The sequence below is a fragment of the Pseudovibrio sp. M1P-2-3 genome, assembly GCF_031501865.1.
In the GTDB taxonomy this organism is placed as follows: Bacteria; Pseudomonadota; Alphaproteobacteria; order Rhizobiales; family Stappiaceae; genus Pseudovibrio; species Pseudovibrio corallicola.
Genome location: NZ_JARRCW010000001.1, coordinates 2,840,573 through 2,862,838 on the forward strand (window position 1 = coordinate 2,840,573; position 22,266 = coordinate 2,862,838).

At 51.8% G+C, this 22,266-nt stretch carries 19 protein-coding genes and 1 riboswitch; of the genes, 7 read left to right on the forward strand and 12 right to left on the reverse strand.

The features are described from left to right. Positions 1-4: 4 nt before the first annotated feature. From nrdE to P6574_RS12305, 4 genes are all read right to left on the reverse strand, one after another. On the reverse strand, positions 5-2,155 hold the full coding sequence (gene nrdE, locus P6574_RS12290) for a class 1b ribonucleoside-diphosphate reductase subunit alpha (protein WP_310620569.1): 2,151 nt from the start codon (positions 2,153-2,155) through the stop codon (positions 5-7). Continuing rightward, positions 2,125-2,541 carry a class Ib ribonucleoside-diphosphate reductase assembly flavoprotein NrdI gene (nrdI, locus tag P6574_RS12295; RefSeq protein WP_310620570.1) on the reverse strand — a complete coding sequence of 139 codons (417 nt, stop codon included), beginning with the start codon at positions 2,539-2,541 and terminating at the stop codon, positions 2,125-2,127. The genes nrdE and nrdI overlap by 31 nt, the downstream gene beginning before the upstream one ends. Before the next feature lie 4 nt (positions 2,542-2,545). Further along, the gene (gene nrdH, locus P6574_RS12300) at positions 2,546-2,767 is read right to left on the reverse strand and encodes a glutaredoxin-like protein NrdH (RefSeq protein ID WP_310620571.1); all 222 of its coding nucleotides are present in this window, start codon (positions 2,765-2,767) and stop codon (positions 2,546-2,548) included. Positions 2,768-2,868: 101 nt separating this feature from the next. Then, positions 2,869-3,063, reverse strand: a riboswitch (cobalamin riboswitch). A gap of 616 nt (positions 3,064-3,679) precedes the next feature. Further along, complete coding sequence (locus tag P6574_RS12305) at positions 3,680-4,705, reverse strand: calcium-binding protein (RefSeq protein WP_310620572.1); 1,026 nt, start codon at positions 4,703-4,705, stop codon at positions 3,680-3,682. 581 nt (positions 4,706-5,286) lie between these two features. Here P6574_RS12305 and P6574_RS12310 point away from each other — a divergent pair. From P6574_RS12310 to P6574_RS12340, 7 genes are all read left to right on the forward strand, one after another. Further along, on the forward strand, positions 5,287-5,718 hold the full coding sequence (locus P6574_RS12310) for a DUF2946 family protein (RefSeq protein WP_310620573.1): 432 nt from the start codon (positions 5,287-5,289) through the stop codon (positions 5,716-5,718). 78 nt (positions 5,719-5,796) lie between these two features. Further along, positions 5,797-7,221, forward strand: coding sequence for a PepSY-associated TM helix domain-containing protein (locus P6574_RS12315; protein ID WP_310620574.1), 1,425 nt, complete (start codon positions 5,797-5,799; stop codon positions 7,219-7,221). 250 nt (positions 7,222-7,471) lie between these two features. Then, entirely contained in the window at positions 7,472-8,443 is a 972-nt protein-coding gene (gene phnD, locus P6574_RS12320) for a phosphate/phosphite/phosphonate ABC transporter substrate-binding protein (RefSeq protein WP_310620575.1), read from the forward strand. Positions 8,444-8,515: 72 nt separating this feature from the next. Beyond that, on the forward strand, positions 8,516-9,319 hold the full coding sequence (gene phnC / locus P6574_RS12325; RefSeq protein ID WP_310620576.1) for a phosphonate ABC transporter ATP-binding protein: 804 nt from the start codon (positions 8,516-8,518) through the stop codon (positions 9,317-9,319). Further along, positions 9,316-10,128 carry a phosphonate ABC transporter, permease protein PhnE gene (phnE, locus tag P6574_RS12330; RefSeq protein WP_310620577.1) on the forward strand — a complete coding sequence of 271 codons (813 nt, stop codon included), beginning with the start codon at positions 9,316-9,318 and terminating at the stop codon, positions 10,126-10,128. Before phnC ends, phnE (P6574_RS12330) begins: the two co-directional genes overlap by 4 nt. Further along, complete coding sequence (phnE, locus tag P6574_RS12335) at positions 10,125-10,925, forward strand: phosphonate ABC transporter, permease protein PhnE (protein ID WP_310620578.1); 801 nt, start codon at positions 10,125-10,127, stop codon at positions 10,923-10,925. Before phnE (P6574_RS12330) ends, phnE (P6574_RS12335) begins: the two co-directional genes overlap by 4 nt. A 260-nt stretch (positions 10,926-11,185) precedes the next feature. Further along, complete coding sequence (locus P6574_RS12340) at positions 11,186-13,687, forward strand: SEL1-like repeat protein (RefSeq protein ID WP_310620579.1); 2,502 nt, start codon at positions 11,186-11,188, stop codon at positions 13,685-13,687. Positions 13,688-13,824: 137 nt separating this feature from the next. On the opposite strand, the gene P6574_RS12345 is transcribed toward P6574_RS12340, so the two are convergent. The 8 genes from P6574_RS12345 to P6574_RS12380 form a co-directional block, all read right to left on the reverse strand. After that, positions 13,825-14,331, reverse strand: a complete 507-nt coding sequence (locus P6574_RS12345) for a nitrous oxide reductase accessory protein NosL (protein ID WP_310620580.1) — start codon at positions 14,329-14,331, stop codon at positions 13,825-13,827. Continuing rightward, positions 14,328-15,149: an ABC transporter permease gene (locus P6574_RS12350; protein WP_310620581.1), complete on the reverse strand. Its 822-nt coding sequence runs from the start codon at positions 15,147-15,149 to the stop codon at positions 14,328-14,330. Before P6574_RS12350 ends, P6574_RS12345 begins: the two co-directional genes overlap by 4 nt. After that, positions 15,146-16,033, reverse strand: coding sequence for an ABC transporter ATP-binding protein (locus tag P6574_RS12355; protein WP_310620582.1), 888 nt, complete (start codon positions 16,031-16,033; stop codon positions 15,146-15,148). The genes P6574_RS12350 and P6574_RS12355 overlap by 4 nt, the downstream gene beginning before the upstream one ends. After that, complete coding sequence (locus P6574_RS12360; RefSeq protein ID WP_310620583.1) at positions 16,030-17,286, reverse strand: nitrous oxide reductase family maturation protein NosD; 1,257 nt, start codon at positions 17,284-17,286, stop codon at positions 16,030-16,032. Before P6574_RS12360 ends, P6574_RS12355 begins: the two co-directional genes overlap by 4 nt. Next, complete coding sequence (nosZ, locus tag P6574_RS12365) at positions 17,287-19,215, reverse strand: TAT-dependent nitrous-oxide reductase (RefSeq protein WP_310620584.1); 1,929 nt, start codon at positions 19,213-19,215, stop codon at positions 17,287-17,289. It abuts the gene before it with no gap. Positions 19,216-19,232: 17 nt separating this feature from the next. Further along, a complete protein-coding gene (locus P6574_RS12370) occupies positions 19,233-21,455 on the reverse strand; it encodes a 4Fe-4S binding protein (RefSeq protein ID WP_310620585.1) in 2,223 nt (740 codons plus the stop codon). After that, positions 21,449-21,841, reverse strand: coding sequence for a DUF2946 family protein (locus P6574_RS12375; protein WP_310620586.1), 393 nt, complete (start codon positions 21,839-21,841; stop codon positions 21,449-21,451). The genes P6574_RS12370 and P6574_RS12375 overlap by 7 nt, the downstream gene beginning before the upstream one ends. 209 nt (positions 21,842-22,050) lie before the next feature. Continuing rightward, entirely contained in the window at positions 22,051-22,266 is a 216-nt protein-coding gene (locus P6574_RS12380; protein ID WP_310620587.1) for a hypothetical protein, read from the reverse strand.

Here is a 22,266-nt window from a genome sequence, read left to right on the forward strand (position 1 = left end):
AAACTTAAAGGGAGCAGGCCACGCAGCCTTCAACTTCCGTGCCTTCCAGTGCCATCTGGCGCAGGCGGATATAATAAATTGTCTTGATGCCCTTTTTCCAGGCATAAATCTGCGCCTTGTTGATGTCGCGCGTTGTGGCGGTATCAGGGAAGAACAGGGTCAAAGACAAGCCTTGGTCCACATGCTGCGTTGCCGCTGCATAGGTGTCGATCAACGCTTCCGGGCCAATCTCGTAGGCATCGCGGTAGTATTCCAGATTGTCGTTATTCATAAACGGCGCTGGGTAGTACACACGGCCAATCTTGCCCTCTTTGCGGATTTCCACTTTGGACACGATCGGGTGGATCGAGGAGGTGGAGTTATTGATGTAGCTGATTGAACCTGTTGGCGGCACAGCTTGCAGGTTGCGGTTGAACAGGCCGTCTTTCATGACAGCATCTTTCAAAGCCACCCACTCTTCACGGGTTGGAATGTGAATTCCAAACTTCTCAAAGAGGCTTGTAGCCCGCTGTGTTTCCGGCAACCAGTCCTGCTCCACGTACTTGTCGAAGAACACACCTGAGGCATACTCGGAGTTCTCAAAGCCTTTGAAGCTCGCGCCCCGCTCAATGGCCAGTGCGTTGGAGGCGCGCAGGCAATGGAACAGCACAGTGCAGAAATAGATGTTTGTAAAATCAACAGCTTCCGGGCTGCCATAATGAATGAGTTCGCGTGCGAGAAACCCGTGAAGGTTCATTTGACCAAGGCCAATGGCGTGGCTTTCTTCATTGCCACGGCGCACGGATGGCACTGAGTCAATGGAACTCATTTCAGAAACTGCAGTCAAAGACCGGATGGCTGTTTCAACAGTTCCGCCCAGATCACCACCATCCATTGCCTTGGCAATGTTCAGTGAACCCAGATTACAGGAGATATCGGCTCCCAGATGCTCATAGGACAGATCATCATTGAACAGACTCGCCTCATTCACCTGCAAGATCTCAGAGCACAGGTTCGACATATTAATGCGCCCTTCAACAGGGTTCGCTTTATTGGCTGTGTCTTCAAACAGAATATAAGGGTAACCGCTCTCGAACTGGATTTCAGCCAGTAACTGGAAGAACTCACGGGCGCGCAGTTTTGTTTTGCGGATCTGTGGGTTGTCCACCATCTCGCGGTATTTCTCGGTGACCGAGATTTCAGAGAACGGAACACCGTAGACCTTCTCAACGTCATGCGGCGAGAACAGGTACATTTCCTCGTTCTGCTTGGCCAGCTGGAACGTGATATCGGGAATAACAACACCAAGGGACAGCGTTTTAATACGGATTTTCTCATCCGCATTCTCGCGCTTGGTATCAAGGAAGCTGAGGATGTCCGGGTGATGGGCGTTCAGGTACACAGCGCCTGCACCCTGACGGGCGCCAAGCTGGTTGGCATAGCTGAAGCTATCTTCCAAAAGCTTCATCACCGGCACAATACCGGAGGACTGGTTCTCAACGCCTTTGATCGGCGCGCCAGCTTCACGCAGGTTGGTCAGCAGCAAAGCAACACCGCCGCCGCGCTTGGAAAGCTGCAGCGCAGAGTTGATGGACCGGCCAATGGATTCCATGTTGTCTTCAAGACGCAGAAGGAAACAGGAGATCAGCTCGCCGCGCTGCTTTTTACCCGCATTCAAGAATGTTGGTGTGGCTGGCTGAAACCGGTTGGAGATGGTTTCATTCATCATCTGCATGGCAAGGTTTTCATCGCCGCGCGCCAAAGCTAAGGCCACCATAACCACACGGTCTTCATAGCGCTCAAGGTAGCGCTTGCCGTCAAAGGTTTTCAGCGCGTAGCTGGTGTAAAACTTGAAGGCCCCGAGGAAGGTTGGGAAGCGGAACTTGCGGTCATAGGCGGCGATGAAGATAGATTTCACAAAGGCCGGATCATACTGGTCCAGAACCTCGGCTTCATAGTAGTTCTCGCGCACCAGATAGGAGAGCTTTTCCTCCAGCGAATGGAAGAAAACAGTATTCTGGTTTACATGCTCCAGAAAATACTGGCGTGCCGCCTGACGATCCGCGTCAAACTGAATTTTTCCCTCTGTATCGTAGAGGTTCAGCATGGCGTTCAGTGCGTGATAGTCCAGCCCCTGATAGGCGGCTACAGACTTTTCGAGAGTTGTTGTTTCCAAAATAAATCTAGTCCCTGACGAACCCGCGCAACGTCGCTGTCGGTGCCTGCAAGTTCGAACTTGTAAAGGCATGGACAGTCACATTTGGCGGCAATAACAGTGCCTGCATGGGCAAAAAATGCCCCGAAATTTCGGTTACCCGAAGCGATCACGCCCCTGAGCAAAGACCGGTTTGCTACATCATTCAAAAAAGCAATCACTTGCTTGTGCACCGCTCCCCTGCCCTCACCATCCGCATATGTGGGGGTGATAAGGACAAAGGGTTGTGTGACCTGCAGCATCTTTTGGGATGCGCGGGCCGGAATGCGCTCGGCCTCAAGACCGAGACGTTCAACAAAGCGGTGTGTATTTTCAGATGAGCTGGAGAAGTAGACGAGGCTGCTCAATTAATCAGGCGAGGCCGCCGATTTTGTCCGGGCGAAAGCCTGCCCAGTGTTGATCTCCTGCAATGACGACAGGAACCTGACGATAGCCCAGCGATTCAACTTGCGCCAGAGCATCCGCATCTTGTGTAAGGTCAATCACGTTGTAGGCAATACCTGCACTATCGAGCGCGCGCGTGGTTGCAGTACACTGCACACAGGCAGGTTTGGAATATACGGTAATGCTCATGCTTTCGTCCGCCTAGCATGGGAGAAGATCGAGACGGCAGGCTGCGGGCACAAAACTTGCGCACACCGAAGCCACAACGCTCCCGGACCCTCCGCCCGTGGTTGTCAAATTGTCTCTTGGCAGGTCTCCTGACTGCACAGCTCAAACACACCCTTCTAACCTTCCCGAAGTTTCCTTCAGTGGTACAAATAAAAGGCCGTTCACTGCTTACAGTTGCGGGGGCAGTGCCAGATTTTCACCGGCTTCCCTCTTCGCCTGCGAGTCGCCCCGCAAGAACCAAGCACACTCCATATAGTGCATCTAGATTTGAATGGGTCAATATATAGTGTGATTTACACAATTTAATACTGTGGAATTTAATGGAAAAATATGCAGCATCTGGAAAATATTTTTTAGCCGGATTGCTTTCAGATAGCCCAACCGGCCATGCGCCGCATACTTCATGCCTGCACATTTGACTTTATAAGTTTTAGCCACAGCGCTCATATCCAGCCACACCTTAGAAGTCAATTCAGGCACGCTTATTTTTGTTGGCACCGTAGCTCACCAACTCGCAAAAATACGTGTCCCCTTCTACAAATATCATGGTTCGTTACTCTCAATAAAGAAGGGGATAAAATCCACGAGCACCCCACCCGCAGGCGATCCATTTCAGCCACGATCACAAGCCTATCGCATTTGGTTCAGGAAACAGCACCTATGTGATGGGAGGAAGCGTGTTCATAGATGCAATGCTCATAAAATAACAGGGCTTTAACCCAGTCCTATAAACAGTTGCGGCACACCCAACCCAAGGCATATGCGCAAGGGAAGGGCGTGCAGCAATTCTTTGATAGTGCCGGTTTGTTTTAGCCTATTGTTTAGGCGCGTATCTTTAACCAGAAACCGGCATCCACTTTTCGGCGATACATTTTATGTGAAGATGAAGTCGCTCGCAGCAAGGTGATCAGGTGTAACACCGTCAATGATGACTGCATTACCGTCGGTATCAGTGATTGTTGTTGCTCCATGGGCGGTGGAGCCGTCCTCTGCGGTATACGCATGATCCTGATCATAAGAGATTGTCAGGTCATCCATGGAATTTACATCAGAACTGGAAAACATCAGCGTATCCGAGCCACTGTCATAGTCAGTAATCTCTGTGCTGCTTGGCTCGCAGGTATCGGAAAAGACAAATGTGTCACTCCCCGCACCTCCGGTGACGACATTATCGCCACCACCAGCATTAATGGTGTCATTCCCATCTCCACCGAAAATGAAATCGTTCCCGTTGCCTGCGGTAATTGTATCACCACCACTGCCGCCATAAATGGAATTGTCTCCATCACCTACGGTAATTGTGTTGGAACCGGTATGGGCTTCACTGGTATTGTCACTATAGCCCGCATAGATGATGTTATTCCCGTCTCCCGCAGTAATGTTATCATCGCCAAAGCCGCCAAAGATGGTGTTATTTCCATTTCCCGCATGAATTGTATCATTGTAGCTTAAAGAACTGTCGAAGGCAGAGTGATTGTCAGGGTTTTCATCCCCATAGATCGTTGCGTCAAAATTACTTTTATCACTTTTCGTTATAGTGTCGTCGCCGGTTCCACCTTCCAGAACAGCATCAACATCGTCTGCGTGGTGGGCATACTGAATATTATTGACATTAATTGTATCATCGCCAGAGCCACTATCAATATTTAACTGCAAGTCGGTGGCGTATGAACCGTGTTGCAAATTAAATTTAATGGTATCATTGCCATCGCCCAACCTTGTATTAAAGCCCGCGATCTGTGAGCTGTCATGCGTCATCTTACTCCAAGTCACATTAACGGTATCATCACCGCCACCCATATCAATGTTATAGTGAACCTGCTTGTGAGCTTCGATTCCACCACCTTTAATTGTGTAGTTATTGTCGCCATCGCCAAATGTCTTATTTTTTGTAGACATGCTTAACCTATATGCTTCTATTTCATTTAGTGTAGCCAGGACAGAGCGGGGCTGCGAGTGGAAGGTGAGCTCAACATGCTAACATTTCAAATTAACTATCATTAATATTCCAATATTTACTTAAATTTTGAAATAATATGCCGTTTAGGGAAACTTTGAAATTTGGAGTACTTACAGCGGCTTGTACAATAATAATCAAATATGTTTGATTGGAGAAACTTCAAATTTTATATCCATAATTTAATTTCTCAAGGGTAATGAGATGTTTTGAAGCGCTTCCGCGGCAGCAAATCAGGGGAAGATCCGCCATATTTCTGCCCACTTATACTAATCAGGCTTCAAGGGAACCTATAGAATTAATTATGGATACCGGCGCGGTGGCCGGTATAACCTCGCAAAGAATCTTGAATATCGTCCCGAATTAGAGCCGGAAGTCATTTTGTTCCGCGACAGGAAATTGCTGTCTACAGGTTTTACCAAAAGTATATTGAACTCAATCAAGCGTAACGCGCTCAAGAGTACGTCGCCAGTATCATCCAGTGGGCAGCTACTATTGAAACTCATTCTCAACTGACTTAGGAGTGAGTGCAGTTGGGGGAGACATGCGCATTCAATATCAACCAAAGAGCGACAAAGCAGCTCTATGGCGAAAGCTATGGGTGAGCTGGCTGTTGCTGTTTGCGCTGCTTTTGTCTTCTTTGATCCCCACAGGCATGATGCCAGGATCCAACACGGACGGAACGTTTACCGTTATACTATGCACCTCTTCCGGCCTTCGCCACATTACCATGAATAGTGATGGCAAAGAAGTTCCGCCCATTTCTGAAGAAGAGCGGAACCCCTGCATCTATTCGTCTGTCCTTGGAGCGCACGCCAGCATAAACGACCCCCTCAAGCTTTTGGTTCCCTCAGGCTTATCAGTACCGCAAGTCCATGCATTCGAGGCAATTTTCGATCAGCTGAAAACCTTGCCCGTTGGCGCAAGAGCGCCTCCAGCATCCATCACTCTTTAAAAAATCAGATCTCATTATCTTTTTACGGACAAAGCCTTGTTTCAACGCTCTGAGCCGTAAGTATTGCTGGAGTTTTTCGTGTCGAGTATCAATCACGAGTTAAATGCACTCGCCAACACACCCCTATCCGGGGATGCACGCCGATTTTATACCGCCGCATGGCGTTGGCATTTTTATGCCGGCCTGTATGTGGCCCCATTCCTGATCATACTGTCCGTCACCGGCCTTGTTATGATGTATATTGCGCTCATTGAGGGGCGCGATGGCGAGAAAATAACTGTTCCTGTTCCCCAAGGTGCTCAAGCTCTCAAAATTTCCGCGCAGACTGCAAAGGCTCTTGAAGCTGTCTCGGGAGGGAAAATCGTTGAATGGGTAAAGCCAACCACATCCGATGGTGCCTCTGTGTTTCGGGTGTCCGCAGAGGGCACAAACTACATGATTGCCATTGACCCCTTTGAAGGCACAGAAGTGAATACATGGCTTCGCAGAGATGGCTGGTATGACTTTGCAACCGATATTCATGCCACCTTACTCATTGGCACGACAGGGGACCGCCTGCTTGAGATTGCTGCAGGGTTCGGGGTGGTTCTTATTTTGACGGGCCTATACCTTTGGTGGCCAAGGCAGGAGAACGTTGCCACCGTTTTCTTTCCCACTCTTTCCTCGGGTGGGCGTAGCCTATGGAAGAACCTGCACCGAAGCGTTGGTTTTTACGTTTCAATTTTGCTTTTTCTCTTCCTGTTATCCGGCCTCTCGTGGACAGGTTTTTGGGGAGAGAAGTTTGTGCAGGCCTGGAATACGTTTCCCGCTGAAAAATGGGAGAACGTTCCCTTATCTGACGACATCCATGCATCCATGAACCACGGAGCGGTGAAAGATGTTCCTTGGTCTTTGGAACAAACGCCCCTCCCCGCCTCCGGTTCAGATGCGGGGCGCTTGGGCATAGACACAGGGATGCCTGTAGACATTGACAGTGTCTCGGACTTTGCACAAAAGCTTGGATACACGGGGCGTTTCAGGGTTTCTTTCCCTAAAGGAGAGGCGGGCGTCTGGACTGTTAATCAAGATAGCATGAGCAACGACGCTCCAAATCCAACCGCAGACAGAACCGTTCATATTGACCAATACACGGGAAAAGTTCTGGCAGATGTTCAGTTCAAGGACTATACCCTTATGGCCAAAGCAATGGCCGTTGGCATCGCGTTCCATGAGGGTGATATGGGCGGATGGAATGTCATTGTGAATACTCTCACATGCCTTGCGGTTATATTCCTGTCCATAAGCGGGATTATCATGTGGTGGGTGCGCCGCCCCAAGCAAGGTGGCCTCAGGCTCTTTGCCCCCAAAGCGCCGGAGGGCATGCCGCACTGGCCTGCCGCCATGCTCATCATGCTTGTGGTGTCTCTGGCGTTTCCGCTGGTGGCGCTCAGCTTGATCGCCGTTTTGACCGTAGACCTGCTTTTGATATCCCGTATTGCGCGGCTCCGCAAAGCCCTCTCCTAGCGGCATGAAGGACATGCCCCGCGAATTTTGCATTCACGGGGCATCACCCAATTAGCACACCAATAAGTATGCATGAGAAATTTTCAACAATTTCAAATTTTAATCAACACAAACTTACCCGGCTGTCATTTTAATGTGGATAGGCAAATATTTGTCTAATCTAGGTACTTACCCTCAATACAAATTAATGAAATCGTTCCGCTGAGGCTCGGGGCCGCCTGAGCATATTTCAGTTCCTGGGAGGAAACCAATGACGTTTTTAAAAAGTGTTGCCGCAGGTGCACTCGTAGCTACCATGTTTACAGGTAGTGCTGCCTATGCGGATGATTGTGCCAACCGTGGCGCACTTGATGTATTGTACTGTGATGCAGATGGCGACTTGATCGCTGACGCTCCTTCCGCTGACAAGCTGGTTGACCCCGGCACATTGGTCTTTGCTTACACTCCAACAGAAGATCCAGCTGTTTACGCTGACATCTGGGCGCCATTCATCGAGCATCTCGAGAAAGTAACCGGCAAGAATGTTCAGTTCTTCCCAGTGCAGTCCAACTCCGCTGAAGTTGAAGCAATGCGCTCCGGTCGTCTGCACATTGCAGGCTTCTCCACTGGCCCAACACCATTTGCTGTGAACTTGGCAGGGTCAGTTCCTTTCGCTCTGATGGGGTCAGACGAAGGTGAGTTCGGCTACAAATTGCAGGTTTACACCCGTAAGGATTCCGGCCTGAACACAATGGAAGATCTGGCTGGTAAGCGAATCGCGCATACTTCTCCAACTTCCAACTCCGGTAACCAGGCTCCACGTGCCCTCTTCCCAAGTCTTGGTATTACACCAGATGAAGACTACGAAGTTGTGTACTCCGGTTCACACGACCAGTCTTTGCTGGGTGTAGTCGCTGGCGATTATGATGCAGCTCCAGTTGCCTCTGAAGTTGTTGACCGTATGGCCGAGCGTGATCTGTTTGATAAAGAAGACATGAAGATCATTTGGGAATCCAGCCCATTCCCGACAACATCATTCAACTACGCTCATAACCTTGACCCTAAGGTCGTTGAAAAGATCAAGGAAGCTTTCTTCTCCTTCGACTTCACCGGAACAACACTTGGCAAAGAGTTCTCCGGCGTGAGCAAGTTTATTCCGATCACCTACAAGCAGGACTGGGCGGTGATCCGCACAATTCAGGCTGCGAACGGCGTAACTTATACTCCTGAAGGCCTGAAATAAGAACAGCATATACTGGAATATACGAATGAGTCGGAGGCCCTTGGGCCTCCGGTCTGCATTCTGGAGACTGAAATGTTAAAAATTACCGATCTGGTCAAGCGTTACGACACCGGCCAGCCTGTTTTGAAAAACCTTAACCTAGAGATTAAGGGGGAGAGCGTTGTTTCAATCATCGGTTCTTCCGGGGCTGGTAAAAGTACGCTTCTACGCTGTATCAACCGTTTGGTGGAGCCAAGCTCCGGCCAAATCATGTTGAACGGCACTGATCTGACAAACCTGAACCGGCGCGAACTGCGCAAAGCCCGTCACAAAATTGGGATGGTGTTTCAGGGCTTCAACTTGATTGATCGCCTGACGGTAATGGAAAACGTACAGTCTGGTCGTCTTGGTTCGCTGCCAACATGGCGTGCAATTGCCCGTAAGTATCCAAAAGACGATATCCGCCGCGCCTTTGAGCTGATGGAGCGCGTTGGAATTGCGCATTATGCCAACAAACGTGCCGATGAACTCTCCGGCGGTGAGCGCCAGCGTGTTGGTGTTGTGCGGGCCTTGATGCAGGACCCTGAAATCCTTCTGGCTGATGAGCCGACAGCAGCACTCGACCCGAAAACCAGCGAGCAGATCATGGGACTTCTGCGCGATCTCTCCCGCGAGTTCTCCCTGCCTGTCTTGATCAATATCCATAACGTGACCGAGGCCAAGGAATACACCGACCGCATCGTGGGCATGCGTTATGGCCGCATCATTTTTGATGAAGAGCCAGCCAAGCTCGACAAGGACGCCATGGACCAGATCTACTCTGGCACACCGGCCGCTGACCGGGGAATGGATGAAGAGGCGTCTTCCTCGAATGATTTAGGGGCAGTCACTTCATGAGCAAACAAGACACGCAGCCCCTAGTGCGTGATACGTGGAAGAAACCACCATTCATTGCCAACCCTTACATTCGCTGGGGCGTGATTATCGCGGCCTTGGTGTATTTCGGGATCACTCTTTATAATTTGCCGATTGACTGGAACCGTGCCAGTCAGGGCCTGACCCGTGCAGGACGCATTTTTAGTGGCGCATGGCCTCCGGCTTTTGAGCGCGGTGGCTTGCTGCTTAACGGCTTTATGGAAAGCTTGAAGATTGCCATTCTTTCTACCGTTTGCGGTGTGGCTCTTTCCATCCCAATCGCCTTCATGGCGGCGCGTAATGTGGCTATCAAGCCGGTTTACATGCTGGGACGTGCCATCATCATCGTTGCCCGCAGCTTCCATCCGGTTATTGTTGCCATCATCTTCGTGAAGGCAGTTGGCTTTGGTCCTTTTGCTGGTGTTTTGACACTCATCGTCTACTCAATCGGCTTTGTTGCAAAAATGCTGGCGGAGCGGATTGAGGAAATTGACTTCGGACAGGTTGAAGCGATGCGGGCTGCTGGTGCCCCGTTCCTCTCAACAGTTGTTTATGCAGTCTTCCCGCAAATCATGCCACGTCAGGTGGGTCTGACCATCTACCAGCTGGACAGTAACCTGCGTGCCTCTGCTGTGGTTGGCATTGTTGGTGCTGGAGGCATTGGTGCAACACTCGCCAACGCATTCGGACGCTATGACTATGACTTTGCGCTGACCATCACCGGCATCATCATCGGTGTCATTCTCATCAGTGAGGCGATTAGTGGCCAGATCAGGAAGTCAATCAAATGAGTACTGATATTTTTCCGGAAGAGTGGGCCCGTTTTACGCCTCGCCAACGTATGATCCGCTACACGTGGTTCCTCTTGGGTGCCGTCCTTATCTATTGGTCGATCACCAGTATCAACGTGATCTGGGAATGGGTTTGGGATAGCCCGCGCCAGATGGCCGATCTGTTTGGCCGTATGGTGCCGCCCGATACCACGAACCTTGCCGAAATCCTGCAGGTGCTGTGGGAGACAGTGAACATTGCAACACTGGCAACGGCCATTGCTGTGGTGATCTCCCTGCCTGTGGCGTACATGGCGGCGCAAAACACCACACCGAACAAGCTGACCCTCTGGATTGGCCGCTTCATTCTGGTGTCCAGCCGTTCCATTAACACCATCATCTGGGCGCTACTGTTTGTGGCGATCTTTGGTCCCGGTGTGATTGCCGGTATCGTGGCGATTATGTTCCGCTCCATTGGTTTTGTCGGCAAGTTGCTGGGGGAAGCAATCGAGGAAATCGACAACAAGCCGGTTGAAGCTCTGGAGGCCACAGGCGCTTCCCGCTTCAAGGTGATCATGTACGCCATCGTGCCTCAGGTCATGCCAACCTTCTGGGCCGTGTCCATTTTGCGCTGGGACATTAACCTGCGCGAATCCACGGTGCTGGGCCTTGTTGGCGCTGGCGGTATCGGCGTGCTGCTACAAGGCGCCATCGACACCTTCAACTGGCAGGAAGTCGCCACCATCCTTCTGGCAATCATCGCACTGGTTGTCATCGGTGAAGTGGTTGCTGCGTGGCTCCGCCGCAAAATTCTTTAAACGAGCATTGGTGGGGAGGAGCTGTTTTCAGCTTCTCCTTATCTGAAAGCGTTTCCCGCATGGTAGAGCACACACCCAATCAGGCTCCTATGCAGGGTTGAACCGATCACGAAACGCTGCCTAAACCAGCGCTTCTTCACATCTTTTCAAAGTCAAAATCTTGAGTTGTACATAAGCCTTATTGCAGGCGGTGCTTGCTATACTTATACAGGCACTTCTTTCTTCCAACCAATTTTCCTATAAGTATTTGGCTACCTCTCATGAACCGCATTATTCTCCTAGTAATTATAATAGTTGCAGCCTTCCTATTTGTAACAGTGGACTTCACATATGAAGTCTCGGAAAGCACGAGGCAGCTTGCTGAGAAAGGAGACCCTACTGCGCAAAATGACTTGGGTGCCATGTATTTGACAGGCACGACTGTACCCAAGGATTATGCAGAGGCTGAAAAGTGGTTTCGTAAAGCTGCCGAACAGGGAGATGCCAACGCCCAGTTTAACTTGGACTTCATGTATAACGTTGGCAGTGGTTCCGTGCAGGACAATGTCAATGCCATTAAATGGTATCGAAGTTCAGATGAACTGGCACATTCCAGCACAAAGTTTAATTGGAGCTTTGGGTTCGACATCGGGCTAAACCTCCCACAGGACGATAAAGAAGCAATAAAGAGATACCGCAAAGCCGCTGAGCAAGGAGATGCAGAAGCCCAAGATAACTTGGGCCTCATGTACTATAACGGCCAAGGCACTTCGCAGGACTACCTTGAAGCCGAAAAGTGGTTTCGTAAGGCAGCTTTGCAAGGGAACGCAAGCGCTCAGTTTAACTTGGGTATTATGTACGATAATGGCAAAGGCATTTCGCAGGATTATGCCGAGGCTATAAAATGGTATCGCAAGGCTGCCGAACAGGGGAATGCTAGAGGCCAAAACAACCTAGGCTGGATGTACGACAACGGCAAAGGCACCTCGCTAAACTATCCTGAAGCCATAAAATGGTATCGCAAGGCAGCAGAACAAGGAATGGCACTCTCCCAAAATTTCTTGGGCATGATGTACTCCAACGGACAAGGCGCATCTCAAGATCACCATGAAGCCATAAAGTGGTTTCGCAAAGCCGCCGAACAAGGTGACGCAGAAGCCCAATCCAACTTAGGATTCATGTACCTTAGCGGCCAAGGCATTTCGCAGAACTACCTTGAAGCCGTAAAGTGGTCTCGTAAGGCAGCCGAACAAGGGAACGCAAGTGCCCAGTTTCACTTGGGTCTTATGTACGAGAAGGGCCAAGGCGTCTCGCAGGACTATGTGGAGGCTATAAACTGGTATCGAAAGGCAGCTGATCAAGGATATGCTAAGGGTCAACATAACCTAGGAGCCATGTATTCCAATGGCCACGGCGTCCCACAAAGCTATACTGAAGCCATAAAATGGTATCGCAAAGCCGCCGAACAAGGGATAGCACTCTCCCAAAGCTTCTTGGGCATAATGTACACCAACGGACAAGGTGTAGTTCCAGACCATCTTGAGGCCATCAAGTGGCATCGAAAAGCAGCCTTGCAAGGAACTGCAATTGCCCAATATAATATGGGGGCAATATACGAGAAGGGCCAAGGCGTCCCACAAGACTACACAAAAGCTTATAAGTGGTACCGCAGAGCAGCAGCACAGGGCGATTCTGATGCTCAGTTGAATTTGGGCCTTATGTACGAAACGGGCCGAGGCGTCTCGCTGAGTTATCCTAACGCCATTAAGTGGTACCGTAAGTCCGCTGAGCAGGGAGAGGCCTATGCCCAATATAACTTGGCCCTTATGTACTACAATGGCCTAGGTGTCTCACAAAGCTATCCTGATGCCGGAAAATGGTTTCATCGCGCAGCTGAACAAGGTGACGCAGATGCCCAGTTTCTATTAGCCCGCATGTACGAAAAAGGCCTCGGCGTGCAACAAGACGACGCAAAGGCTCTCAATTGGTATTACAAGGCGGCCGAGCAGGGTAATGTTAAAGGCCAACATAATCTAGGCTGGATGTACTATAACGGCAAAGGCACAGGGCAGAGTTATGCAGAGGCCCTAAAGTGGTATCGCAAGGCTGCCGAACAAGGAATGGCCAAATCCCAAAACACCTTGGGCCATATGTACTTCAACGGGCAAGGCGTCCCTCAAGACCCTATCGAGGCCATAAAATGGTACCGCAAAGCTGCCGTGCTGGGAGATCTCCATGCCCAATATAACATGGGGGCCATGTACGAAGACGGACAAGGCGTTCCACAAGACTTTGCAAAAGCTTTTAAATGGTATCGCAAAGCGGCGGCACAGGGCGATCTTGATGCCCAATTTAACTTGGGCCTGATGTTTGAGAAGGGCCAAGGCGTGCCGCAGAACTATGCAAAGGCACTAAAGTTGTATGGTGAACTTGCTGAGCAGGGAGATGCTTCCTCGCAGAATAACTTAGGCCTGATGCACAAGAACGGTAAAGGAACAGCGCAGGATTATGCTGAGGCGATGAAATGGTTCCGCAGTGCCGCAGAACAGGGGAGTACAGTCGGCCAATTGAATGTGGGAACTATGTACGCCAAAGGCCAAGGCGTGCTGCAGGACTATGCTGAGGCCTTTATCTGGTTCACACTTGCTGCGGCCAGTGGAGATACAGATGCTATGGACAACAGGGATCTGGCGGCCACACACCTTTCCCCGCAGGACCTGCAGACGGCGCGGCAAACAGCTCTTGAGCGAGGGGAGCGGATTGAAGACTACAGGAGCAAATAGCGAAGCTAGAGGAGTGATGTGAGAGGCCTGCCAATTTTGGCGCAGCTGGGCAGAGGCCTCGGTCTGTTCTGTCTAGCTTCGCGGGAATATACCTGATGTCGCTCAGCGACATCAGGTGACAGGGAACAAAAGCAAACCTAAAACAGCGTCACACTACCAAGCACCGCATCCGCCGGAATCTCTGTGAGAGGTACGACTTCACCGCCGTTCATTTGGGCGAAGGCTGTTGCTGACGCCTTTGAGCTGAAGGGGACGACTTCGGGCGCTCCCATTCCCCCGCTTTGGTTGGAGCCGACAACAAACATGGCCTCATCTGCTGAAATCCAGTTTTCTATGCCAGGTTCCTCCCAGCTGTCTGCCTTGGACATATCAGAGACATAAGTCACCAGAACATCTCCGGGGCGCTCTTCGGATTTTAAGAAAGCCACGGCATCGCGAACCTGCGCAAAAAACATAGGGGCCAGCATGCCTTCAATATGGATTTGCGCTTTGGGGCCGGGGTGCTCCAATACGTTCATCTGGCAATAAAAACTCACGGCATCTTCAGTCATTGGAACGGGATCAGGCAGCTTGCTCGCCGTATCACTTTCACCGCCGCATGCGACTAGGAGCAAACCGAGGGATAGAAGAGTAACCAGTCTCATAGGTTTATCCTTTGCACTGAGCCCCATGCCAGAATGAGCGCCCCTAAAGGCCACAGGAAAAGAGAAAGAAGAGGCGCAAGGCCGGAGGCTGCCGTTGATGACACGATGCCAGAGGAGAGTTCTGCCGCTTGGCCTGCGGGAAGAGTGACAAGGCGGAAGGCATCTGCCGGGTTTGCTATCAAGAGCCACGGGAAGAAGTCTTTGGTGAAGGCTCCCCCGCTGCCATCCACCATGAGGCCCGCAAGAAGTGCCACATCATAAAGCACCACAAAGACCAGCCATGTTCCAATGGCGTAACCTGCTGCAGCCCCTGTCGCCTGTGTCCATGCGGACATGGCGTATCCCAGACCCAAAAACGCAGAGCCCAGCAACAACGTGCCGCCAAGAAGCTTCAGCAGTGTGAAAATCCCCTCAGCGGTAATGCCGCTTGTGCTTGCGGCCACAGCTGCGGCGGCACCAAAACCCAGCGTCACGGCAACGGCGAGCGCGCCAAAGTGGGCGAGGAACTTGCCGATGATGATGGAAAGGCGGGGGGCTGGATAGGTGAGGATCAACGGCAGTGTGCCCCGCTCCATTTCCCCTGCAATAGCATCAAACGACATCAAAAGCGCAATGAGCGGCACGATGTAAACGGACAAGGTGGCAAGGCTTGCACTTGCTGCGGTCATCAGGTCCACCCCAAGATTACCCGTGGCACCAGAGCCAAGAAGGGTCAAGGCACAAGAAAACAGAACCATGATAATTACAGCGGCGCGCAGCAGGCGATTGCGGCGGGTGATGCGGAACTCGGTCTTGGCAAAAGCGAGAATGGCGTTCACTGGGCAGCCTCCTTGCTGAAGTGTTTATAAAGGTCGTCAAGGCAGGGGGGCGTCAGGTCCACATCGGTGATCATCCGCTCCATTTCAGCAATACGCCCAAACATTTGTAGTTTATGGTCGGTGGAGCACATCACTTCCACCATGTGGCCATTTACGGGCACACCGCCCAGTTTTTCGGCCACATAGGCATTACTGTTTTCTTTGGTTGAAACATGAACGCGGATCGGCAGCCCTGCCCTGCTGCGCAGGCTAGACAAGGTGTCGTTGGCCACAAGCTGCCCTTTTTTGAGCACCGCGATGCGGTCGGTTTTTGCTTCCAGCTCTGTCAAGGCATGGGAGGAGATGACAACGGCTGTACCGTCCTGTGCCATTTCATCCACCAGCTTGTAAAACTCCACGCGCGAAAGTGGATCTAGGCCGCTGGTAGGCTCGTCCAGAATTGCAAGGCGCGGGCGGGCAAGCAGGGCTTGGGCAAGGCCAAGACGCTGGCGCATGCCTTTTGAATAGGTGCCAATTCGACGGGTTGACGCGTCCGCCAAGCCAACACGCTCCAGAAGGCGGTCAATGCCCTTCCGCTCGCCTTTGATAGCGGCGAACATATGCAGTAGCTCGCGGCCTGTGAGGGCTGGATGGAAGGAGACGCTTTCGGGCAGGTAGGCGGTCGATTTTCTCGCCGTGCCGCTGCCCGGCTTTTCACCCAGAACGGAAATCTCGCCGCTGTGCAAAGGCACCAGCCCCAGCACTGTTTTCATCAAGGTGCTTTTGCCTGCGCCGTTATGGCCGATAAGAGCAACCCGTTCTCCTTCTGCGACGGAGAGGGAGACCTCATTTAACGTTGTCACCTTGCCACGCTTTACCGTGGCCCTTTGGAGATCAAGAGTCATTGGAGCTTCTCCATTGCCTGTGGCCTGATAGGTTTCATAAGAGGATGGCGGTCAATAACCCCGCCCGGCAGTGTGGCCGGAAAGGACTTTTGCGCCCAGCGCACCAGCTGTACGGCTGGGCTGCCCAGAAGCAGCTTGGCGGAGGGCTGGGTCCAGAGGATGCGGTCCATGGTGTCATTGGGCCGGTAGGGACTATCGGCAATATTGTCGTTGTTCAGATCATAGGCGGAATGATCGGACCAGTAATTGCCCTGCCCGTCCAAGGACCAGTCGATCCACTTGGCACCCACGTATTTGACCTGCTGACGGTTGCTGGCGAAAGTGTTGCGAAACACGGAATTGCGCTCGGAGCCTGCGGTAAAGTGAATGCCGATGGCACTCTTTTCAAACCAGTTCTCAGAAATCTTGTTCTTGTGTGAGTTGTAAATAAAAAGCGCCCGCTCTTTGGGGCCAGACACATAGTTTCCCTTAACTACGCTTTTATTGGCATAGTTCAGCATGATCCCCTGATCACGGTCGTTAAAGGAGACGTTGTTTTCCATATGAACGCCCTTGGAAAACATGATGGCGTAGCCCAGGTGGTTGCCGCTGGAATAGTTGTCCTTCACCACACTGTCCTGCGTATACATGTAGTGCACTGCAAAGCGCAGGTCGCGGAAGGTGTTGCGGGTGAACACATTCTTGCGCGAGGTGTTGGTGAAGATACCATCGCGGCCAAAACGGATATCATTGCCGGAGACTTCCGTGCCCGGTGCGTTCCATACATAAACCCCATTGCCGCGGCGGTTCATGCGGTGGCCTTTGCGGCCAATAATCTTGTTATCGAAAACCTTGGCGTCTTTTGCCCCGTGCACATCAACGCCGTAAAGATTTCCGGTAAAAGTGTTGCCTTCAACTACGGCACCTGTCGCACCTTTTAAAAGGCGAACACCTGAATCAATTTTGTCGTGCTTATCGCCAGAGCCGATTATCTGGCATCCGCGAATAGTAACGCCTTCACTGGTAACGGTGATAACGGAGCCTTTGCCCTGCCCGTCTATGACCGCGCCGCGTTCACACTCCAGTGTTAGCGGCTTGTCAATCTCAACCGAGCCCACGTGCTCGCCCCCGGCAAGACGCAGGGTCTCACCGGGGACGGCTGATTTGATAAGCGTTGCAAGGTCACCCCCCGCTTCCACGCGCTGTTCGGCGAGCGCACCATTAAGCCCAAGCATGCCTGCCAAAAGACAGCTGAGGAAACGAGGGATAATCATTTACGCCCCTTTTGGTTCAACAAACATACGGCCACGCATTTCCATGTGCAGTGCATGGCAGAACCACTGGCAGTAGAACCAGTGCACGCCCGGTCTGTCCGCAGTGAAGGTGACAGAGGATGTGGCCATTGGGGCCAGCTCCATGGCAATGCCATAGTTGCCGAGAGTGAAGCCGTGGGTCAGATCATCAATATCGTCGATATTGGTGATGATAACGGTGACTTCATCCCCTTCCTTGACGGTGAATTTCTCCAGACCAAAGGCCGGTGCCATGGAAGTCATGTAAACGCGGACTTTGTTGCCATCGCGGATAACAACACTATCGGATTCCGGATCAACTCCATCAGCTTTTGCCTGAGCAACCGCATCAGCAAAGACAGGGTCGTCCCGCTTCCATTCAGTGTCCGGGTTCACAATGTCGGCCCGCACCATGATACAATCATGAGGCTCCGCAAACGTTGGACCGTCGTGCACCACCTTCATTTCATCGGTGGAGATGTCGATAATCTGTTCGTTTTCCGGTTTCAAAGGCCCCACGTTCAAGAAGCGGTCTTTGGAGAACTTGTTCAAAGATATGAGCCAGTTGCCATCCGCTTCCTTGGTTTCACCCATGGTGGTGTGGTTGTGGCCCGGCTGATACTGCACATCCACTTTGGAGATGATTGGATCAACATCTTCGCCGTTGAACTTGCGAATGGATTTTTCCAGATCCCATTTCACCATCTGGCTGTCGAGGAACAAGGTGGTGTAGCAATAGCCCTTGCCATCGAACGCGGTGTGGAGAGGACCAAGGCCCAGCTCTGGCTCAGCCACAACAACGGAGCGTGGATCCGCATCTTCTTCAAACATGGCGTCGAACTTGCGCACGTCCAGAACAGAGCAGGTCGGGGAAAGCTTGCCGTTGATCACCACATGCTTGGTGTCTGGTGCTGTGTTGATGCCATGGGGGCTGTTTGGAATTGGAATGTAGCGGGTGTACTTTTTGTTTGATCCCTTACGGCCATCAATGACAGGAACACCCTTCAGCTCCTGATAGTCTCCGTTTTTCACTGCCTTTTCAATTTCAGCAATGTTGAAGACAACCACATGATCCATTTCACTTGCTGTCATTTCAGCAAGGTTCATACCCATTTCAGAGTTGTAGGAAGTGGAGAACGCATATTTGCCCTGATAGTCGCAATCGCAGTTATCAAGGTTACCGGAAACCATCACCTGCCATGCAACTTCCATGGTGTCACCGTCAATAGCGGTGAAGATGTTCACGTATTTATCCGGTTCATCCAAAATTGTGCCGTCGTTGACCAGCGGCGCTTCATGCTCACCATTGGCAAATACATAGCCAGTACGCGGGTATTTCTGCGGACGCAGACCGTGAATGTCGTGAGCGTTGGGGATCTCTAGGATCTTGTCGCACTTCATCACGTCAACGCGCACACGGGCAACACGGGTGTTGGCCTTGTCATTCACGAAGATGTAACGGCCATCATAAGTGCCATCGGTGAAGGACATATGCGGGTGGTGCAGATCGCCGTTGTCATAGGTCTTCTTACCTTGTTTGGCTAGAAATTCCTTGGTTTCTGGTAGCAGGCCTTCAGTGAGAATTTTCAAGCTCTCGTTGGTCTGGCCCCAACCTGTTGCGGAACAGCGGTTAAACACCGGCACGCGCATCAATTCGCGCATGGACGGGAAGCCCAGAATGCGAAGCTCGCCAGACTGACCGGAAGACCAGAAACCGTAGTAAGGATCCAGCTCACCAGGCTTCAACTCAGAGCTGCGGCCAGCTGCATGGGCCGGGGATAATGCACTGGATGCTGTGAGACCAGCTGCCCCCCCAAGCATTGCAAGGCTACCCGTGCCTACAGCAGACGCACTCAGCATTTGCCGGCGGCTCAGCCCTTTGCGTTTTACATCGTTCATTTTCCCACTCATGAGAGTAACTCCTCTACTCATGCTTCCAGTGATTCCGCAGGTTTCTTTGCGGCTGGTTTGACAGAAGACGGCGCAAGGTGGGCGCGCCTCTTCAATTTGCGAATGACTACCGGACACTTGTTCTCGGATTGATAGAGAACCTGACAGTGCAAGCAGTTCACACATTCGTTTGGATTGATTTCGCCCGTTGGATGAATGGCTTGAATTGGGCATTCATTGGAGCAGGTCTGGCAGGGGCGCCCGCATTCTGGGTAGCGCTTGAGCCAGTCAAACATGCGCATTCTTGCAGGAATGGCCAGCGCGCCGCCCAGCGGGCACAAGTACCGGCAGTAAAACCGCTCGATAAACAGGCCCGGGATCAAGACTGCCAGCGCAAACAGGATGAACGGCCAACTGCGATTGAACTTGAGAATAATGGCGGTCTTGAACGGCTCGACTTCAGCAAAGCGCTCGGCCATTTGAATGGATGCAAAAGAAAGGCCCAATAACCCAAGAAAGATAACGTACTTGAGTGCCCAAAGCCTTTCGTGCAGACCAAACGGCAACTTCCACTGTGGCACTTTGAGTACGCGGGCAATACGGTTTGACAGCTCCTGAAGCGCGCCAAAGGGGCACAGCCACCCGCAGTATGCGCCGCGGCCCCAGAAGATGAGCGCAGCTGCTACGGAGAACCACAGAATAAATGTGAGTGGCTCCATAAGGAACGCGTCCCAATTGAAGCCTGAGGCCAAAGACCCGCCCAGCGCCATCAAGTTGACCACGGAAAGCTGCGCATTGGCATACCAGCCAAGGAAAAACAGCGTTAGTGTCAAGAACCCCATGCGGAACCAAAGGACGGTTTTCGCAGATTGCGTGATCCAGCGCTGGAAGAAGAAAGCAATAGTGAGGACGCTGAGCATGGCGACAAGGCCAGCAATCTCATAGCGTTTCTGCCACCAGATGCGTTTCCACAAAGCCTGCTTGGCCGCCGCCTCGCTCTGGTCTGCCATTGTCGCTACTTGAGCAGCTTCAGCAGATTGCGCTGCAGGCGTGGCCACGGGCTGCATGTATTTACTTGGCAGCTGGTAGCCCAAATCAAAGGAAACGAATGCCTTCTCGATAGCCCCAACAGCGCGGGAGACCAACAACTGCAACCGCCATGGACGTGTGGGGTCAAAATTGGAAGTTGCCGGAATTTTAAAGAGGTCCATCTCTGCAAAACTAGGTGTACCACCCGCTGCAACAGTGCCAATGCGCCGGTGCATGCGATCCCTAAAGCGGACGCTATCGTCGCCTTGCACCAGTTGAATGCGGTCGAAAATGCCGCCGCGCACATAACCTGATCCTTTGAAGGAGTAGCGGCCACGGCCTGTCACAAGAATGGCGTGTTCACCCTCCTTCAACCAGTTTTGAAGGTTGGCATACCCCTTTTCGCCCAGCAGAGATTTACCGATGGACGGTACGCTCACAAGCGCCACATTCATATCGATAAAGGTGTCACTGTCCGGTCCTTTTTCAGGGCGCTTTGCAGCGCGCGGATCGTTGGAACCGGCAAATTCACTATTAACCTGCGAAACATCGAGGCTCAGGCGGCGCACCGTGCCGTCTCCGGTTAGATCAATCCAGTCAGTCGCAGCGCTCGCACCTTCTTTAACAATGAACTTGGGCTCGCCGTTCTGGCCGCCTTTCAAGCCACCAAGACCGAGTGCCCGCGCCACTTTCAAGCCCGAGCGAATGATGGTGTCGTCAATCACGATAATGGTAACGGTTGCGCCGGAGATAATGTCCACATCGTGAGACTGGCCGCCGGTAGCCGCTTCATCGACAAGGTCAATGCCTTGGTAGCTTCTGGTCAGGGCTTTGATTTTCTCATCAGGAATACCCACGAGCACGATGGGCTCTGAATGCTCGATAAGCTGAGCGCCAAGCAAACGGGCATCCATATCCGCTGCAACCATTGTATGGATGGGCTTGCCGGAGTAGCCGGTGGTGCCAACGAAATCGGAAGTAATCCAGACCCAGCCGATCTGTTTATCCCCTTTGAGCAAGGGCGCCACAGGAATATCCGGGCGGATCGAGCCATAAGCATCACTCCCTTCTACAATAAGGGATGGGGCTATTTGAGGGAGAAAACGGGCAAGAAAGGAGCTTTGGCTTTGAGCCTGCGCATTGGCAGAGTGCAAGACTGCCACGGCCATGAATGTTACAGCAACAAGGCTGCATATGTGCGCTGCAATGCGCTGAAAACACAAGTTTAACATGGATTCCCCCCCGGCGGCGCGCGTGCCGAGGCCGATTGCACAAGGCGCACGGCAGTGACGTCACGGAGTCTGTTTGGATTTATGGAGTGCAGATAGTGACCAGAAAGCTGAAAGTTCTCTGGTGGAAGGAACATGGAGGACTGGCACATGCCGCAGGCAATACACACGCCTTCACAGCAGGACCGGTCACTCTGGTTTTGTGGGATCGGATCTCCATTTTGATCCAATTGAATTGTCTTTTGGCCCAAAGTGGTGCAGATAACGATTTCCTGCACCCCATCCGCTGACGCACCTGCGCTGCGCAAAAGCTCTGCCTTTACACCAGACAAAGTCATAGTCAGCGCTAAAATGGCATAAGCTAGATATGTGAGCCAACGGTTGAACATAGTGCAGGCGTAGACCCTGCCTCACCGGCCCTCATTGATAATTATCAAGACTGCGCCCAAATTGCAGGGATAAAAACAATCTAGCAATGGTAGAGATTTGGAATTTCTCGCCTATTTAGAAAAACGGCTCGAGTACGCGGGATTACACAGAGCAGAAACTGCCCGTAAGGACCAGTCGGCACGTGTCGTTTAATTTAAGCAGGCAGAGTTTAATCTCCGGCTTGCCGAAGAAGGCTACGCACCCATTTGACAGAAGCCCATGTGGCAGGAATGCCCAGCGGCAGGCTCAGCCATAAAGACATGACCGGCGTCAAGGCTGGCAAGTCGGCAAACGTTCCAATCAAGGCGGCAAAAAACAAATTAATAGCAACGGTGGCTGTCACAAACGGATACAGCACAATGGCAAGTTTTCTATTCGACCACAT